The sequence below is a fragment of the Ruegeria arenilitoris genome (genome assembly GCF_013032445.1).
Classification (GTDB): Bacteria; Pseudomonadota; Alphaproteobacteria; order Rhodobacterales; family Rhodobacteraceae; genus Ruegeria; species Ruegeria arenilitoris_F.
Window position 1 is genome coordinate 1 of sequence record NZ_WQCA01000039.1, and the last position, 17,610, is coordinate 17,610.

18 protein-coding genes and 2 pseudogenes are annotated in these 17,610 nt (G+C 55.3%); 13 read left to right on the forward strand and 7 right to left on the reverse strand.

Features of this window, described 5'->3' with window-relative positions:
- Positions 1–131 (forward strand): annotated as a pseudogene (locus GOW98_RS25940) (IS6 family transposase); the annotation flags it as partial.
- A gap of 195 nt (positions 132–326) precedes the next feature.
- Here the strand turns inward: GOW98_RS25940 and GOW98_RS23810 are convergent.
- From GOW98_RS23810 to GOW98_RS23825, 4 genes are all read right to left on the reverse strand, one after another.
- A complete protein-coding gene (locus GOW98_RS23810; protein WP_170336822.1) occupies positions 327–1,280 on the reverse strand; it encodes a BMP family protein in 954 nt (317 codons plus the stop codon).
- A gap of 89 nt (positions 1,281–1,369) precedes the next feature.
- Positions 1,370–2,302 carry an ABC transporter permease gene (locus GOW98_RS23815; RefSeq protein ID WP_170336824.1) on the reverse strand — a complete coding sequence of 311 codons (933 nt, stop codon included), beginning with the start codon at positions 2,300–2,302 and terminating at the stop codon, positions 1,370–1,372.
- Between the two features lie 3 nt (positions 2,303–2,305).
- Positions 2,306–3,391: an ABC transporter permease gene (locus GOW98_RS23820; RefSeq protein WP_170336827.1), complete on the reverse strand. Its 1,086-nt coding sequence runs from the start codon at positions 3,389–3,391 to the stop codon at positions 2,306–2,308.
- The gene (locus GOW98_RS23825; RefSeq protein ID WP_170336829.1) at positions 3,388–4,917 is read right to left on the reverse strand and encodes an ABC transporter ATP-binding protein; all 1,530 of its coding nucleotides are present in this window, start codon (positions 4,915–4,917) and stop codon (positions 3,388–3,390) included. Before GOW98_RS23825 ends, GOW98_RS23820 begins: the two co-directional genes overlap by 4 nt.
- Positions 4,918–5,080: 163 nt before the next feature.
- Between GOW98_RS23825 and gcvA the strand changes: the two genes are divergently transcribed.
- The 9 genes from gcvA to GOW98_RS23870 all read left to right on the forward strand — a co-directional run bounded on the left by gcvA (position 5,081) and on the right by GOW98_RS23870 (position 13,033).
- Positions 5,081–6,007 carry a transcriptional regulator GcvA gene (gcvA, locus tag GOW98_RS23830; RefSeq protein ID WP_170336831.1) on the forward strand — a complete coding sequence of 309 codons (927 nt, stop codon included), beginning with the start codon at positions 5,081–5,083 and terminating at the stop codon, positions 6,005–6,007.
- A gap of 196 nt (positions 6,008–6,203) precedes the next feature.
- Positions 6,204–6,788: a DUF1989 domain-containing protein gene (locus GOW98_RS23835; protein WP_367646896.1), complete on the forward strand. Its 585-nt coding sequence runs from the start codon at positions 6,204–6,206 to the stop codon at positions 6,786–6,788.
- Complete coding sequence (locus GOW98_RS23840; RefSeq protein WP_170336836.1) at positions 6,778–8,289, forward strand: amidohydrolase family protein; 1,512 nt, start codon at positions 6,778–6,780, stop codon at positions 8,287–8,289. The genes GOW98_RS23835 and GOW98_RS23840 overlap by 11 nt, the downstream gene beginning before the upstream one ends.
- A gap of 15 nt (positions 8,290–8,304) precedes the next feature.
- Positions 8,305–9,192: a polysaccharide deacetylase family protein gene (locus tag GOW98_RS23845; RefSeq protein WP_170336838.1), complete on the forward strand. Its 888-nt coding sequence runs from the start codon at positions 8,305–8,307 to the stop codon at positions 9,190–9,192.
- Entirely contained in the window at positions 9,189–10,460 is a 1,272-nt protein-coding gene (locus GOW98_RS23850) for an amidase family protein (RefSeq protein WP_170336840.1), read from the forward strand. The genes GOW98_RS23845 and GOW98_RS23850 overlap by 4 nt, the downstream gene beginning before the upstream one ends.
- Positions 10,461–10,555: 95 nt before the next feature.
- The gene (locus GOW98_RS23855; protein WP_170336842.1) at positions 10,556–11,215 is read left to right on the forward strand and encodes an FMN-dependent NADH-azoreductase; all 660 of its coding nucleotides are present in this window, start codon (positions 10,556–10,558) and stop codon (positions 11,213–11,215) included.
- Between the two features lie 26 nt (positions 11,216–11,241).
- A complete protein-coding gene (locus GOW98_RS23860) occupies positions 11,242–11,433 on the forward strand; it encodes a hypothetical protein (RefSeq protein ID WP_170336845.1) in 192 nt (63 codons plus the stop codon).
- Between the two features lie 52 nt (positions 11,434–11,485).
- Positions 11,486–12,832: a dihydrolipoyl dehydrogenase family protein gene (locus GOW98_RS23865; protein WP_170336847.1), complete on the forward strand. Its 1,347-nt coding sequence runs from the start codon at positions 11,486–11,488 to the stop codon at positions 12,830–12,832.
- A gap of 42 nt (positions 12,833–12,874) precedes the next feature.
- On the forward strand, positions 12,875–13,033 hold the full coding sequence (locus GOW98_RS23870; protein WP_174823084.1) for a hypothetical protein: 159 nt from the start codon (positions 12,875–12,877) through the stop codon (positions 13,031–13,033).
- Between the two features lie 92 nt (positions 13,034–13,125).
- Here GOW98_RS23870 and GOW98_RS23875 read toward each other — a convergent pair whose 3' ends face one another.
- Positions 13,126–14,046, reverse strand: coding sequence for an SMP-30/gluconolactonase/LRE family protein (locus tag GOW98_RS23875; protein WP_170336849.1), 921 nt, complete (start codon positions 14,044–14,046; stop codon positions 13,126–13,128).
- 126 nt (positions 14,047–14,172) lie between these two features.
- Between GOW98_RS23875 and GOW98_RS23880 the strand changes: the two genes are divergently transcribed.
- Entirely contained in the window at positions 14,173–14,454 is a 282-nt protein-coding gene (locus GOW98_RS23880) for a winged helix-turn-helix transcriptional regulator (protein WP_170336851.1), read from the forward strand.
- Positions 14,455–14,744: 290 nt separating this feature from the next.
- Here GOW98_RS23880 and GOW98_RS23885 read toward each other — a convergent pair whose 3' ends face one another.
- Entirely contained in the window at positions 14,745–15,293 is a 549-nt protein-coding gene (locus tag GOW98_RS23885; protein ID WP_170336853.1) for an isochorismatase family protein, read from the reverse strand.
- Between the two features lie 6 nt (positions 15,294–15,299).
- Positions 15,300–16,166, reverse strand: a complete 867-nt coding sequence (locus GOW98_RS23890; protein WP_170336855.1) for a HalD/BesD family halogenase — start codon at positions 16,164–16,166, stop codon at positions 15,300–15,302.
- 156 nt (positions 16,167–16,322) lie between these two features.
- Between GOW98_RS23890 and GOW98_RS23895 the strand changes: the two genes are divergently transcribed.
- Both GOW98_RS23895 and GOW98_RS25610 read left to right on the forward strand, forming a co-directional pair.
- On the forward strand, positions 16,323–17,165 hold the full coding sequence (locus GOW98_RS23895; RefSeq protein WP_170336857.1) for a LysR family transcriptional regulator: 843 nt from the start codon (positions 16,323–16,325) through the stop codon (positions 17,163–17,165).
- Between the two features lie 208 nt (positions 17,166–17,373).
- Positions 17,374–17,610, forward strand: a pseudogene (locus GOW98_RS25610) (IS6 family transposase); the annotation flags it as partial.

The window sequence follows — 17,610 nt, forward strand, 5'->3', positions numbered from 1 at the left end:
AGAAATTCGCCGCCGTCCATTCTTCCGTCTACAACCACTTCAACCAGGAAAGATCTCTCACCAGCCGAGACACATTCAAGCTGACGCGCACCGCCGCTCTTGCCGAGTGGCGTCAACTTTGTTCCGGATAAGTTCGCGGATTTGGCGGCAAACTGAGACTGGTTCGAATTCGTCTGGCAGCACCAGCGCAGCGACTCCGACGAAATCGGGGGAAACACAGTCCCATGCGGTACAAGCGAAAGGCTTCAATCATTGATTTCTCTAACAAAAAAATGCCCCCAGACTTGGAGGCTAGAGTAAAAGGAGTAGCGATTATTGGGGGCGCGTTATTGTGGATTTACAACCAAAGTGCCTGACTTCATGGCGTCGATCAGATTGTTGACTTCATCCACAACGTCCACCGGGATATCTGAGTGGAACGACCCGATCCGCATGGCCAATTCATTGCCCATATCCGCCCGGTAGAGTGCACCTTCCAGTTTTCCAGCAGCTGCCAGTTCCAGGTAGGACCGCATGTTGCCTCGGACATCCAAGATTGCGGACTGTAGGATTTCCGGCCATTCGTTGATCGCATCACGATAGATGCCGATGCCATAGACACCTTTTTCCTGAACGGCCTGCATGGAGCCCAGCGTCGCACTGTCCATTGTCGGCCAGACGACATCGGCGCCTTGGGAAATTTGGTTCAAGGCAGCTTCTTTGCCCTTGGCGATGTCATCCCAGTCGCCGGTCCAGGTAACCAGAAGTCTGACGTCCGGATTGGCCGCTTTGGCGCCCGCTTCGTAGCCAGCAACCGTGTCGGTCGTAAACTTGAACTGCTGCGCTGCGATGATGCCGATGGTGCCTGTGTCTGACATGGAGCCTGCAACGTAGCCCATCAGATAAGCTATTTGGCTGAAATAGAAATCCGCGTTGGCAATGTTGTCTTTGGTGCCCAGTCCGTTGTTCACCATGAACATGGTTTCCGGGAAGCGTGCAGCGACACGTTCCACGGCGTCCTGGAATTCTCCGCCGTGACCGATCACAAGGTCATACCCCCGGCGTGCGTAGTCGCTCAGGACTTCGATTTGTTCGGGCTGATGCACGCTTTCGGAAAAAGCGGCTTCAAAGCCGAGCGCTTCACCTGCCTTGGTGAGGCCTTCGAATCCAGCTTGGTTCCAGCCATTGTCAGAAATCGATCCTGGCATAACGATCGCGGCGCGTTCGATCCCGTCAGCAGCCGCAGACCCTGCCAACATCAGTGCCGCAAGCCCCGCCAATAGTTTGGACTTCAATTGCATTGTCGTTCTCCCATATTGGATATGTGTTGTCAGGGTGACGGGAGGATCGCGACGTGAAAAACGATGGTTTCTCACGTCACGGCTGAGATTTATCGATGCTCCCGGTCGTAGGGCAATCCGACGCTTGCAGGTGCGCTGGCCTTGGCGGCGAGGACCACGAGTGCGATGAGCGATGCCAGGTAAGGCAAGATCAGGAAGAGCTGATAGGGAATCTCTGGCGAGGTGAATTGCAGTTTGAACTGCACTGCATCACAGAAGCCGAAGAAAAGCGCCGCGCAGATCGCGCCGATGGGCGACCAACGTCCTAAGATGATAGCCGCAAGCGCAATGAAGCCTTTGCCCGCGCTCATGCCTTCCGCAAACACATAGACTTGCGATAAGACCAGATGCACCCCTGCCAGTGCCGCGAGGGCACCGCTGGCTACGATTACGAGATATTGCATGCGAAAGACAGGGACCCCGGCCAAGTCCGCGGCCTTCGGGTTTTCGCCAACGGCGCGAAGGTTCAGACCCTTGTGGGATTTCATCAGCCAGAACCAGGCGGCTATTGCCAATCCGATCAATAGGTAGAACAGCGAATCTTGGGAAAAAAGGGACGGGCCAACGACCGGCAGATCTGACAAGAAGGGAATATCGATCTGCGAGAACCCGTTTACCCGCGCCCCTCCGGCCTGAGCTCCGAATATCTGACGGGACAGAAAAGCTGTGAGTCCGGCCAGCAGCAGGTTGAGCGCGATACCGCCAACCAACTGGTTGATGCGCAGCCGGATCGACATATACCCAAGCAGCAGGCCAGAGATCAGGCCGCAAATGATCCCGCATCCGAGCCCGATCACGGCGGAGCCCGTTGCGAAAGAACCAGCAGCAGCGCCAAGCGCTCCGGCGAGGATCTGACCTTCGAGGCCGATGTTGTATAGCCCGCCACGTTCCGCGATCACCCCGCCAAGGGCAGCAAAAGCAATTGGCGTACCCAATCGGGCGGTTCCGGCAAGGACGTCGCCCAGCAAAACAAGATCAATCATAGCTTATGCCTCTTTCTTTTGGCGTTGTGTTCGGCGGCGCAGCCGCAGGTTTTTTGCCAGGAGTTTCAGAATGGATTTTGACCTAGTTCGCGGTGTCACGAGGGCGGCAGCGACAAAAACCACGACGAGCCCCTCGACCACTTCGATGACAGAACTGTCGACCCCGACGGCACGTTGCATCGTTCCCGCCCCGGAAGAGAGCCCGGCAAGGAACAGCGCGGTCAAAGGCGCGACAATTGGATTAAGAGCCGCAAGGAAGGCGACGACAATCCCGTCATAGCCGTAGCCATCGCTAAACAGGTGGAACAGGCGGTACTTCAACCCGATCACCTCGATTGCGCCGGCCAAACCGGCAAGGCTGCCGCCAATCAACATGGCGCGAATGATGGTCTTTTTCTGGTCCACACCGGCATAGGCCGCAGCGCGCGCATTGCGCCCCACAAGGTCCAGTTGGAAACCCGATGGCGTGAAGCGCAGCCAGAAATACAAGATGATCGTCATGCCCAGCCCGAATACAAAGCCCGCATGGGTATCAGATTGCGGCATCAGAATAGGCAGGCGATAGGCTTCTGAGACTTCCTCGGAATAAGGATATGGCGCGCCTTCAGCCAATAGCGGCCCAGCCACGGCATAGCTGACGATGTGGATCGCAATGAAGTTCATCAACAGCGTGACGATGACCTCATTCGTGCCCCGATAGGCTTTGAGATACGCAGGAATTGCCGCCCAGAACGCCCCGCCGGCGGCGGCAGCGAAAAATATCAGCGGCACGCCCAATAGACCGGGCAGATCGGGGATCGCCAAAGCAAAGACGGCGCCGAACAACCCACCAATATAAATCTGCCCCTCGCCACCGATGTTGAACACACCGGCACGCATCGGAATGATCACGGCCAGCCCGGCTAGAAGCATCGGCGAGGCTTTGACCAAAGTATTGGAGAAACCCCAGTAATTCAGGAAGGATTCCAGAAACAGAATCTTATAGGCCTCAAACGGGTTGTGCCCGTCGAGCAGGATTAGCACGCCGCCAACGCTCAGCGCTAAAAGTAATCCAATCGCAATCCGGCGTTGCATGGTGAATCTGTTCATTGTACCTCCTCCGGCGCTGCGGTCATCAAGAGCCCGATGTCTTGAAGAGTTGTGTTTTCTGGATCGACAACACCCGTGATCCGACCAAAAGCCATCACGGCGACGCGGTCAGAGATGTCGAGCACATGCTCAAGTTCAGTGGAGATATAGAGAACGCCCACGCCGCTTTGGGCGACAGCACGGATCTGGTTCTGAACAAATTCCGTTGCGCCGACATCAAGCCCTTTTGTCGGCTGTACGACGACCAAGAGATTGCGCGCCCGGGCCACTTCACGGGCCAGAACGATTTTTTGCTGATTGCCGCCGGACAAAGCTGAGGCGTTCAATTTCGGGTCTGGGGGCCTAATGTCAAAGGCCGCGACCACGTCGCACGTGATCTCGTGCATCGCGCGCCGGGAAATCAGACCGCCAGACATGAACCTGTCTTCGCCAATGGATCGAAAGGCCATATTTTCTTCGACACTGAGCGACAGGACCAAGCCTTCGGCATGGCGGTCCTCGGGCACAAAGCCTATCCCATCTGCAATGCGCGAAGCGATGGAGGCGCTTGATATCTCCGTGTCATTAAGGTGGATGGCGCCGCTGGTTTGTCTTTTGAGGCCGGTGATCACCTCGCTCAACTCCGTCTGGCCATTGCCGTCGATCCCGGCGATTCCGAGAATTTCGCCAGCCTTCACGGAGAGGGACACATCCTGCAGGATTTCCGCGCCGCCTGGATCGATCAGGCAGACATCAGATACAACCAGAGCGTTCGGTGCTGAACTGGTGTCGTTGCGCGCCTTTTGGGCCTTGGGTGTCTCGACCGTTTCGCCGTTCGGCTTGTCTCCCATCATAAGCGCTGACATCTGAGCCATGGGCGTGGTCGCAACCGGAAGAACCCCCTCGACGCACCCATGGCGCATTATCATGACGCGATCGGCAATTTCGCGGATTTCATCAAGCTTGTGGCTGATGAAAAAGACAAGGCAGCCGTTGGCGACCAGCTTGCGCACCCCTTTGAGAAACGGCGCGACTTCGGTCGGGGCAAGAACGCTGGTGGGTTCATCCAGGATCAGGATTGATACATCGCGAAACAGCGCCTTAAGGATCTCCACCCTTTGCTTCATGCCCACAGGCATTTCCGTGACGCGGATGTCGAAATCGACGTTAAAGTCAAAGTCGCTGCAAAGCTGCCGAACGCGCGCCCGCGCTTCGGCACCCCTCTTTGTGCTGGGCAAGCCGATCAGAATGTTCTCTTCGGCGTTCATCGCGCCGACCAGGCTGAAATGCTGGTGGATCATGCCGATCCCATACTCAATAGCTTTTGCTGGGTTGGTCACCGAAACAGGTGTTCCGCCCAGTTTGATTTCGCCGTTATCGGGCTGATACAGACCGATCAGAACACTCGCGAACGTGGTTTTCCCCGCTCCGTTCTCGCCCAAAATCGCAATACACTCGCCCTTCGAGGCCAGCAGATTGACGTTGTGCAATGCACGAACGGCGCCAAACGACTTGTCGATGCCGGTGACTTTCAAAAATGAATCCAAGACAACCTCCCAACTTTCACGCAAATTCAAGAGAGAATGCCCTGTCTTCTCAAATTAGATGTTTTCACCTCACAGCTGAGAATTTTGCCCACATGTGAACTGGCAATCGGGTTAGAGTGGAGCGACGAAATAGCATCGCATCAGGAGAGCAAAGCCGCGCGTCATGGCGAAGATACCGTCGTTGAAAAGCATTCAGGCCTTTGAAGCAGCCTGCCGGCATCTGAGTTTCAAGGATGCCGCCGATGAATTATGTGTCACTCCGACTGCCATTTCCCATCAGATCAAATCGCTGGAGGATCAACTTGGGGTACCTCTGTTCCACCGGCTGACCCGCGCCTTGAAACTGACGGAGGATGGGGCCAACTACGCGCCCCACATAATTGAGGCTTTCAAGAACATCGAAGCCGCCTCTCTCGCGCTGGAGGAAGACGACCTTGCGGGCACATTGACAATCTCAACCACCGGGTCCTTTGCCGCCAACTGGCTTAGCCCGCGGCTGCGGGGCTTTTACGAGAAATACCCGGAGATTTCGGTAAGGGTTCTGTCTAGCGACCAACTGGTGGACTTCAAATCCAGCGATGTGGATGTGGCCATTCGGTATGGCTTTGGCGATTATCCTGACAGCAATGTGGCTTGGGTCTTGAATGACTGGGTGGCACCTGTCTGCAGCGTGGAAAAGGCGAAATCACTGAGTTCCGCCGAAGATCTTCTGAAGTCTCGTCTGATCGAATACCAATGGAGCGGGTTTTCTGATGCGGATCCGAGTTGGGAGCGCTGGATGGACGCGGCTGGCTTGCAGACTGGTGATGTCGAGCCCTATGTCACCTATTCTGAGGAACACATCTGCTTGCTGACGGCTGGCGATGGTCATGGTGTGGCCCTTGTCAGCCTTTTGGCCGCCGCGCGTTTTCTGGAACGCAATATGCTGGTCGCCCCCTTTGATACGGCATTGAAGAACAAGAGCTATTTTCTCGTCTGTCCGGAAACTTACGCCAATCGTGCACGCGTCCGTGTGTTCCGGGAATGGCTATTGGACCAAGCAGATGAGTTTCGCGACAGCGCCGTCGGTCAAAGGTTTTTTGAAGAATAGCATGACCGCAACGATCTAATCCGTCGCTTGAAATTTTGTCATTTCAAAATTGCCGAGAAGCATGCGTTTCTGAACCCCTAATCAGGAGTTCTTGCGCATGCAAAGTTTTGACCCTTCCCAACCCGATGGTTTCAATCAAACTCTGGACAGCACGGTCTCTGCCGACGGCGCCCCGGTCATTGCACAACGGTATACGGTGCCAGCACGTTGCGGTGTCGCGGCGCGTTTGAAAGCTGGTCAGACTTTGACCATCATCAACCCGACCGGCTGGCAAGTCTGCGATTTCTGGGCGTTCAATGCGGCAGAGCTGCAAGAATATTTGTCTATGCCGCATGTGCATACGGATCTTCTGTCTGTTTTCCCAAAGGTCGGTGACAGGTTGGTCAGCAATCTGCGCAATCCTCTTCTGACGCTGACCCAAGACACATCGCCGGGTGTTCATGACACAACGATCGCCGCTTGCGATGCCAACCGGTACAAGCAATTGGGCGTCACTGATTACCACGACAATTGCGCCGACAACTTGAGGCAGGCCTTGCTTGCTATCGGGAAAAAAGCACCACATGTGCCAGCGCCCTTCAATCTGTGGATGAACGTACCAGTTCACCCTGATGGCAGCCTTGCCTGGGCTGCGCCAGTGTCGAAGCCGGGGGATAGCATAACCTTCAAAGCTGAGATGCCAGTCTACGCCGTGATGTCGGCCTGCCCGCAAGATATCACTCCAGTCAACGGGGACGAAGGCAAGCCGAGCGCGCTGGAGTTTGTTGTTCATGACGGATGAGGGCGGTGACATATTTTCTGCCCGGTGGATCATCGAAGATGCTTTTCACAGTCACAACGACTTCGCTCTTTATGTTCTAGACGGTAGAATAGGTGGCTTAGCACCTCTGGCCGTATTGAAGTCACGTTATCCCAGCGCAAGGGTGCACTCGGACACAAACACGGCGATCCTGCCCGGGTTTGTGAATGCTCATCACCATTGTTATGGGGTGAACCTGATCAACCAAGGGATACGGGATGACCTGTTAGAGCCTTGGATTTTCGCCTCCGCTGGCGCAGCCGACATTGCGCCGCGCCTCGCCACCGAATACGCGGCAATGCGCTTGCTGAAGAATGGGGTAACGGCTGTTGTGGATGCCTGCACCGCGGGTCAGACAGCGGCCATTGCCGAAGCGAAGATAAGGGGTAAAATCGCCGTATATAATGGGCTTGGCCTGTCCTGTGCCATCGCGCCGGGCGAGAGATGGCACAACCAGCTTGTGCATGCATATGGGCAAAGCCAGTCGTTTCTGACCACCTTGCCCGAAGTTCTGCGATGCAAACTGCAACGCCAGCACGTTGCGCGCGCACGTATTGAACCGCAAAACTTTGTACGACTTCTGTCCCGGATGCATGGCGAATACGCGGCTTCTGAATGCGCTGATGTATGGTTTGGCCCCACGGCACCGCATTGGACGGGCCAAGAGACCCTGCGCGACATCGCCAGGGAAGTTCGCGAAAGCGGCCAGCGCATTCACACCCATGCCGAGGAGTCTCGGCTGCAACACCTGTCGGCTACAGCCTGGAGTTTTCAGGGTGCCATCGCAGAATTGGGCGAAGCTGGCCTGCTCACTGACGGCTTGTCCTTGGCGCATATGGTCTGGGCGGACGAAAAAGATCTGGCGCGGGTGGCCGAGGTACACGCGCATATTGTGTGCAATCCCAGCTCCAATTTGCGGCTGCGGTCCGGCATTGCACCCGCGCCATTGATGAAGCGGATGGGCATTAACCTCGCACTGGGGATGGATGGGACCAGCCTGGCAGGCGATGACGATATGTTCGCCGAAATGCGTTTGGCGCAAAGCCTTTATTGGTCAAGTGATCGGGCGAACCCTAGCCTGACCGCGAAGGATGTTTTCGACATGGCCACTTTAGGTGGCGCGCGTTTGATGGGTATGGATCACAGCATCGGAAGCCTGTCCGTCGGCAAACGCGCCGACTTTGTGATCCTGCGCCTGGACCGTCTTGAAGGGCCCTGGTTGGACCCCGGAATTGATCCGGTTGAGCTGTTGGTCAGATCGGCAAAATCCACGGACATCCAGAGCGTCTTCACCGGCGGACAACTGGCCGTTTCGCACGGCGAAGCCAAAAAGTGCGACGAAAAGAAAATTCTTCAAAACATCACCGACGGCATGCAGCGCGCCGCGGATCAACGGCTGAGCGCTAATGAATATGCCGCCGTCAAATCCGCATTGCAGCGCTGGTATGACGATTGGCTGACGAACAACGCCCCGCATTTGTGACAGAGGAGCAAGACCATGCAGAAGAAGATAATCTGGCCAAACGGCGCGCGATGCGCCTGTGCGATCACCTTTGATATCGATGCGGACAGCCTGATCCATATTGCAAAGCCGGTCGACGGGCATGATCGCCTCTATCCGATCTCCATGGGGCGCTACGGGCCGACGGTCGCCATCCCTCGGATTCTAGAAACCTACAAACGCCTCGGGCTGAAACAGTCCTTCTTCGCACCCGGATGGGTCGTGGAGCAATATCCAGATGCTATGCAAGCCATCCTGAATGATGGTCATGAAATCGGCCATCATGGCTATTTGCACGAAGACCCGACAAACCACAGCGCGTCTGAACAAACCTATTGGTTCGAACGCGCGCTGGAGTCGCATAAGCGAGTTTTGGGCAATGTGCCAAAAGGCTATCGCGCACCGGTTTACAATGTGACGCAAGCCGTTATCGATCTGCTGAACAAGCATGAATTCGACTATGACAGTTCGCTGATGGCGGATGATGTGCCATATCTCATGCGATCCGGCGGGCGGACTTTGGTCGAACTTCCTTCGCATTGGGGGACCGACGACTGGCCGCAATTCGCCCATTTTGAGGAGATTGGCTACATGATGCCCGTCGCCGGGCCACGCGCCGGGCTGACCCCATTTTGGGAGGAATTCGAAGCCCAATACGAAGAAGGTGGCTTCTGGATCGGCATCTGGCATCCCTTCCTGACTGGGCGTTTGGCGCGGTGGCGGCAGGTGGAAGACTGGATGGAATCTATCTTGAACAGGGGTGACGTCTGGTTCGCCACTCTCGGAGAGATCGCGCAGCACGTGCGCACGCAATATGAGGCAGACCGGCAAAGCGTACGGGTTGAAGAACTGCCCTATTATAAGGCTCCGGTCCTAACGACATGAATATCCTTCAACGGGCGCGCGACTTCCTGGCTTCCCTAGATACGCAGCGCGAGGTATTCCTTAGCGTAGCGCCAGATAGACTATTGCAGGATGCCCGATCTGCCGCCGCGCGGCGGGCCGCAGGGAAGCTGCTTGGCCCGTTGGACGGCCAGTTTCTTGCGGTGAAGGCCAATATCGACGTGCAAGCGCTCCGAAGCCATGCGGGATCTTTGGCCATCGATCCTCAACCAGCAGACAATGACGCCCCGATCGTGGCCAGGCTCCGTTCTGCGGGCGCGATCATTCTGGGTCATGTGAACATGTCGGAGTTCGCCTTCTCCGGGCTCGGAGTTAATCCGCATTTCGGCACCCCTCTGAATGCGTTGGATAGCACATTGGTGCCCGGGGGGTCCTCGAGCGGATCGGCGTCAGCCGTTGCCTTGGGCTTGGCCGACATCGCCTTGGGCACAGATACCTCCGGCTCCGTGCGCATTCCGGCCGCCTGTCAGGGCCTGGTGGGGTTTCGCCCAACTATGGGCCGCTATGAAAGCGCCGGGATTTTACCACTGGCGCCTTCTCTGGATACGCCAGGCTCACTCGCTCTTAACGTCAGTCAGATTTGCGCAGTAGATCGCGTTTTGTCGGATTGCAAAGAAACCGGGCGCGCCTGCCGTCATATTCTGTGCCTGAGGGAAGACGCCCTGGTGGGATTTACCCCGGAAATCAGGGCTATGTACGAACAGGCCCAGCAGCATTTGTCCGAGCGTGGCATCGAATTGGAAAGGGTTGATATCCAAAGTTTCACTCGCGTCACGGAGATCTTCCAAACCTATGGAACGCTGGTGAGTGCCGAAGCCTTTCGTCTTCTGCCAAGTTTGGTCGGAGACCAGCAGACCAGACTGGACCCAAATGTGCAGGATCGCCTTGTTCAGGCGGCTTCAATCCTTGGCACAGATCTGCAGGCATTGCTGGAAATCCGGCGGGCCCTCCTCCTGGACTTTGGCACGGAACTGGCAGGGAAGATGCTGCTTTACCCGACATTGCCGTCGTACCCGCCGTCTGTTCAGGCCGTGACCCGTGATAAAGGGGTCTTTGCACGGGAAAACGCCCTTATCCTGTCGGTATCGATGAAAGCCGCTTTCCTCAATGCGCCAACAATTTCCATTCCATTTGGAGAACGGAAACCGGGGAGCAGCCTATCCTTGAGCGGCGGCGCAAACAGGGACGCGGATGTACTTGCGACGGCGTCTCATTTGGAGAAGATTTTTTCAGCGATTAGAGATGGCTGAGGTCTGTTCACTCTATTCAGAATTCTCTTCATTTGTACCTGCGCGTCTCTGGCGTCACCTTTGAATGGTTCATTGCAAACTGACTAGGTGACAAGATGACCACAATCCTGAGAATTGACGCCAGTGTGCGCCGCACCGACAACCCTGTTGCGGCCTATAACTCCATTTCCCGTGCTTTGGCGGACAGTTTCGTGGAAGAATGGAAAACGGTTGATCCGAACGTCGAAGTTATTGTGCGTGACGTCGGAATGACCCCGCCGGATTTCATTTCCAACGATTGGATCGCGTCCGTCTTTACAGCAGAAGAGGAACGCACTCCTGAACAGAGCGCTTTGGTCAGCTTGTCTGATACGCTGATTGACGAGCTCGACCGCTCCGACATCCTGCTGATTTCGACGCCCATGTACAACTATGGCATGCCCGCAGCCCTGAAGGCTTGGTTTGATCAGATCATCCGGATCAACAAGACATTTACGTTTGATTTGGCGCGCGGCGACTTCCCTCTGGAACCGATCATGTCCGGAAAAACACTGGTGCTGCTGACATCGGCTGGCGAATTCGGCTTTGAGAACGGTGGGATTCGCAATGACTCGGGTCACCTTTCTGCGCATATCAGCACATTGCGCAAGTACCTGGGCGCAGAACGCATGTTCGAAGCTGCGGCCGAGTATCAGGAATTTGCCGATGAGCGTCACAAAGCTTCGGTTGCCTCAGCTCAGGCCCAGGCACGTCATATTGCGCGTGAGCTTGCCTAACCGTTAGCAGACCGGCGACAGGCGATGTGTATGGCCACGAATACAATTCCCGGGGACGCTTCACCAGAGCGTTGCTTGCTCGACTGATCGAAAAACCTGACGCGCATTACTTTTTGTGCGTACCAGTCAGTTTCATGGGCGACGTGCAGGCTGATCTGGAAAGCCAAGGCGTTCCCGCCGAGCAGATCCACACCGAAAATTTCGGTTCCGCCATGTGATCTCTATAGACGAAGATCTGCAATCGGAAATTAGAACGAAAGGAGTAACAATATGCGCGGGTCATATGATGTGATCATTATTGGTGGGGGCAATGCAGGGTTCGGTGTTTCCTCCGTGGCACATGAAGCCGGAAAATCCATTGCCTTTATCGAAGCGCGCGATTTTGGCGGGACCTGCCCCAATCGCGGCTGCACGCCAAAAAAAGTTCTTGTGGCAGCTGCCCATGCAATGCACGAGATCGAACAAGCGCCCATCCACGGGATCGAAGTCAGCAAGCCAAAGCTCAATTGGGCGAAACTGATCGAGCGAGAGAAGAGTCTGATTGGTTTCATCCCTGAAGCCATGCAGGGGCTGGCCGAAAAACGCGGGGATGTCTTTCGAGGCACTGCGCGTTTTATCGGGCCGAACGAGGTTGAGGTCGACGGTCAGATTATACATGGCAAGGACATCGTTATCGCAACAGGATCGAAGCCAAGGCCTCTGCCTATCCCCGGCACCGAGCACATGATCACGTCCGACGAAGTTCTGTCCGATGCGACACTGCCGAAAGAAGTTGTCTTCATTGGCGGCGGCGTCATTGCCATGGAGTTCAGTCATGTCTACGCGCGAGCCGGAGTGCAGGTGACAATCCTTGAAGCGTTGCCACAGTTGCTGCCACGTATGGACAGTGACGCCGTATCGGCTCTGCAAGTGGAAACCGAACGCCTGGGCGTAGCGGTCAAAACCGGAGTATCGGTGACGGCAATCAAGAAGACTGCCGACGGGTTGCGCGTTGAATTCGAACATGACGGCAGAAATCAAAGTCTTTTGGCCGAGCGGGTAGTCAACGGCGCAGGCCGCGTCGCCAATATCGACGGGCTTAACCTCGATGCCGCCGGTGTCGAGCATGACGGACTGCGCATTCTGATCGACGATACGATGCGGTCCACCTCCAACTCTTCAGTCTGGGTTGCGGGCGATGCTGTCACCAGCTCCGCTCAACTTTCTCCCATCGCAACGTATGAGGGTCAGATTGTCGGCCACAACATCGTGCGTGGACCAACTAAAAGGCCGGATTACAGCGTGATCCCCAGCGCCGTCTACACCGTTCCGGCGCTCAGCACCGTTGGCCTGAACGAAGCTGAAGCGCGTGAAAAGGGTCTCGATGTTTCAGTTACGGTTTCTGATATGTCCGGGTGGTTTTCCACCAAGACCTACGCGGAAACGGCAGCCTGGTCCAAAGTTTTGGTCGACAAGAGTACCGATCAAGTCCTAGGTGCTCATATTCTGGGCCATCACGGTGACGAACTGATCCATCTCTTTGCCATGGCCATGCGTCACAGCATCTCTGCCAGCGATCTCAAGTCCTCGCTATATGCGTTTCCGACATTCGCTGCGGATATGAAATCTTTGATTTAGAGCGGCTTGATACAAGCTGAGCTTTCCCAAAGGAGAGCCGCCATGAACGATAAAGTCTGTCTGATTACAGGTGTCGGTGACGGAACCGGAGCATCGGTTGCCCGCCGGTTTGCACGGGAGAGATACCGTATTGCCTTGCTGGCCCAGAACGCGGTTAAATCGATGTCAACAGCCATGATCGCCCACGCGGCGATCACCTGAGAGCCGAAGGTATTGGCAACTCTCAATTGTGCACCTTGCACAAGATGAGACGCGCGGCCCGTGTGGGCTTTCAGCATAAAATGCATCTGCCATCAGAACAGCAAAGCACCGGTTGTTGGCAGGAGGACCGCATATACGCTTGTGGAGGCGGTGATGAACAGACGATTGCGTTTCGGCCCGCCAAAGCAAACATTCGAGACCTCTTCTGGGACGAAAATCTTGCCCAGCAGCGTGCCATCCGGGTGGTAACAATGAACGCCGTCCTTTGCGCTCGTCCAGATACGGCCTTGGGTATCGAGCCGAAATCCGTCAAAGACGCCTTCTTCGCATTCAGCAAAAACATCCCCGCCTGAGAGCTTGCCGTCTGCACTAACGGAGAACGCGCGGATATGATGCTCTCCGCTTGCGTAACGCGTGCCACCACTGTCAGCGATATACAGCGTTTTCTCGTCTAGCGAAAATGCAAGTCCATTCGGACAGGTGAAGTCAGTAGTCACTTGTGTGACATCGCCTGTGGCCGGATCGAGACGATAGACATGTTCACCGTCAAGCTCTGGGTCTGCCTGAAACCCTTCGTAGTCAGACTCGATTCCATAAGCCGGGTCACTGAACCAGATCGTGTCATCTGATCGCACCACAACATCGTTTGGACTGTTGAACAGCTTTCCTTCGAAGTGACTGGCCAGAGTCGTAACCGACCCATCATGCTCAATCCGGGTGACACTGCGTGTACCATGCTCGCATGCCACGATCCGCCCTTGCCGGTCGAGCGTTGAGCCATTCGTGTAGCATCCGAGGCCTGAGCGTATGTCTCCGGCTGCTCCGGTTAGTTCGTCCCAGCGGAGCCGTCGGTCATTAGGAATGTCGCTCCAGATCAGGCATCTGAACGCCGGAGAATACACCGGTCCTTCTGTCCATTTGCCGCCTGTCCAGATTTGATCGATCGGCTCATCCAGTTTGATGCTGCGTTTGAACCGATCATCACGGATTTCGTAAGTGTCTGTCTTGATCATTGGCAATACCGGCTGGGGTTGCTACAAATTACATAGCAATATAGGTTGCTACAGAAAGTATAGCAAGTGACTAAGATACCGATACCAGGTCAGCCTGTTCGTGGTTCAAAAAGCGGCGCGCCCATTATGGCTCTGTTCGACCTGCTTGGACGGCACTGGGCTATGGGAGTCCTTTGGACGTTGAGCGAGGCTGGCCCATGCACATTCCGAAAGCTGCAAGAAGAGTGCGAAACAATCTCACCTGCGGCACTCAACACCCGACTGAAAGAGCTTCAAGCGGCGGGATTTGTTCATCGCGTTGCCGAAGGATATGCGTCGACTGATCTGGGACAACACCTCTATGATCATCTCTGTCCACTCGGAGACTTCAGTAAGGAATGGGCGAAACACTTACATGCTCGGGAATAGGAGAGCGGACGTTCAGAATCATTGATTGAAAGTTCGGTTTGTCTCGCGATCCAGTCATTACCCACTGTAAAGATCGTGCGCTTGCAGCGAACGGCAGATTCGACGGGCTGCGCCGCAGCATGGAGACTATGGGGTGAAAGTCCGGAAAGGGCCGCAACTGTCAATAGACGCCAGTCGACTGGCTCTAGCCACGGTTCCATTGAAACCGATGCTCTATGAATGTCTGACTTGGCATTTGCGCTGTAAGCAATGGGCGTACCAAAGGTAACACGGCAATCGGCTGCTGATCTCTACATCTTCAATATGTCTTGTGTCTTTTTCACCGACGCTATTTCACCTTCGAGTGTGGCCATTGAAACCGAATGTATCTGGTCTGCACTATGGTGCACGCCATCCGGTCCGGTTATGCCATAAGTCCAGACCGCGTCGGCGGCGTAGATTGGCTGAAACCCCAAATCAGCAGCGCTGCGGGTTGTTGATTCCACGCAGTGGTTCGCGGTCGCTCCGCAGGTGACGACACGTTCTATGCCTGCTTTGCTCAGAATTTCATGCAGTGAAGTTCCCATAAATCCGCTGCTGCCGGTTTTGATGACCACGGGTTCACCTGGCTCCGGGACCGCAACGGGTTGAACCGCTGATCCGGCGGCATCCGGATGAAAAGGATCCTCCGGGTCGGTCCCGTGGTGATGGATATGCACCACAGTATCTCCTGCGCTGCGAAACTCTTTCAGGAGCCGCGCGATGTTATTCTCTGCCTCGGGGCAAGATCGTTTCGTTCCAGAAGCATCCTCATGCGCCAACGCCATCTGTACATCAATTACCAACAATGCCGTTTTCATCTCAGATCATCCTCGTGTAGTCTTCGCGGCGCTGCGGCTATCCAAAATCTTTTTCACACGTTCACCGTAAATTCGGACGTTGATCTCGTCGTCTATCACGCGATCTGGCTGCTCGTCGTAAGTCATAATCGCCGAAATACGTGGCTGCGAGCCTTCGACTTTTGTCACACCATGCAGGGAATAGCCGCCCCGGAAAAGCGTGAACGCCCCTGCGTCGCGGGAAAATGTCTGCGCCTGCGACATATCGCCAGCCAACAGTCGATCTACCGCTTCGCGGTCTTCACTGTGATCGTCGCGTGAATTCGGAAGAAACGTGAATTCTCCGCCTGTCTCAGCCGCTTGGAGCAACAGCGTCACGGTGCATTCCGTTGTGTCGTAGTGCCAGGCGTGCCAGCTTTCCGGGTGCAGTGCGACGACGTTGAGCGCCTGAAAATCGTCGGCGCATCTGTGGAGTTGATCCTTTTTCTGAACCCGACGCACAAATTCCGTCAATATGTCGGAATGGTAAAGCTGCTTTAGCCCGGTCTCCGCAGGGATCTGATCATCCGCAAGCTGGACCGCGACGTGCGTAAACTCTTTCCGCCGAGGGTCGTCTTCGGGCAGCGTGGGATCGATGGCACCCTGATAAATATTGCGTTTTACATGCAGGACTTCAGCAGTTGGCAAAAGATCATTGGCCTCGCCATTCAACTGTTCAAGCGCCTCTGAGCGAATGAAACCGGCCAGGTTGCACCAACCGTGCTCGTCCATAAGACGCTGGCATTCGGTCAAAAATTCCGCCCCAGCTCCGCTGTCCAGATCCGCAATTGGATAACGGTCAAGATCAATGAGATCCAAGGCAATGTCGTGTTGCGACTGGTGCGTGTCTGTCATTGTAAACTCCCTGCGAATAGACGCGGATGTCTGGAAAGTGGGATCGTCGAGGACACTATCCGCCCATGCGTTGATCCACTAAAGTGAAATAGTAGTTGCCCATGAACATAGAAAATTTATGGATGTAGGATGCGTCACAATCTGAATCTCAACTGGTTGCGCAGCTTTGAAGCAGCAGCGCGGCTGCTGAGCTTCACCGCAGCCAGCCGAGAAATTGGTTTAACCCAAACCGCCGTCAGCCAGCATATCAAAGCGCTTGAGGTGCAGCTGGATGCCAAACTGTTTCTACGTCGACCCAAAAGCCTGCAATTGACCGATGCAGGCAAGGCCTATCTGGTGACTGTGCGCGAGGCGCTGGACACGCTGGATATGTCGACTACCGGTCTCTTTGGACCGCGCCAAGCGCGTACCATCACGGTACGCGCCTCCATGGCATTTATTATGTGGCTGTCTGCCCGGCTTGATGATTTTTTTCTCAAGCATCCTGATATTGGCGTCAAAACGGTGACATCGATCTGGAAAAACCCCTCGGATCAACAACCTGTCGACGTTGATGTCATCCTTGCGCCACAGGAGGTCACGAGATCAGATTTGAAGTTGCTGTCGGTAGAGAGGATTGTGCCGATCTGCGGCATCGGGTCCAATCAAGCGATACGCGTGCCGGACGATCTGCTGCGGCAATCGCCGATACACATCATGGGGTTCGACGATCACTGGGCACGGTACCTGTCTGCCTATGGGCTGAAATTTGAAGGTTCAGACGGACGTTTGATCACTGATACCTCAACCGCAGCAATGGAAATGGTTGCCGCCGGACTGGGGGTTGCGGTTGTCATAGAACGATTTGCCCGACAAGCGATCCAGTCCGGCCAGCAAATTCGTATCGTGGGAGAACCGAAAGAACTCGGACAGGCGCATTTTCTTATTCGGACTGAAGGCAGAGCCGCCACTCAGGCGCATGCCAAAGAATTTGAAGTGTGGCTCAGAAACCAGCTTTAAGACCTACCCGTGTTGACACTTCTTCGAACCGGACATGCCGCCTTTGTAACCGGATAGCTGCTTCGTCCGCGACAGGTCAGTGCGACGAACTCTTGATTTTGTGCTTGCAACGAAAGGCGGCTTTGGCTGGTTGCGCTGCAGCATTCAGACGGGTCTTGTCAGAAGAAATTTGGTTGAGCGGGTTAGGGGTGTTGCGTAGCTTTTGCCCATGACCAGACCTGCCTCCTTCAAATACTTTAAAACCAGCCCCGAGATCATCCGCCTTGCAGTGATGCTGTACATCCGTTTCCCGCTCCCGCTTCGGAATGTCGAAGACTTGTTGCACGAGCGAGGCATCGATGTGAGTCACGAAACTGTCCGGTATTGGTGGAACAGGTTTGGCCAAATGTTGGTACTGTCAGACAAAACAAGTTTGAGGCGGGCAGGGGGCTGGTCTAGCGTCCCA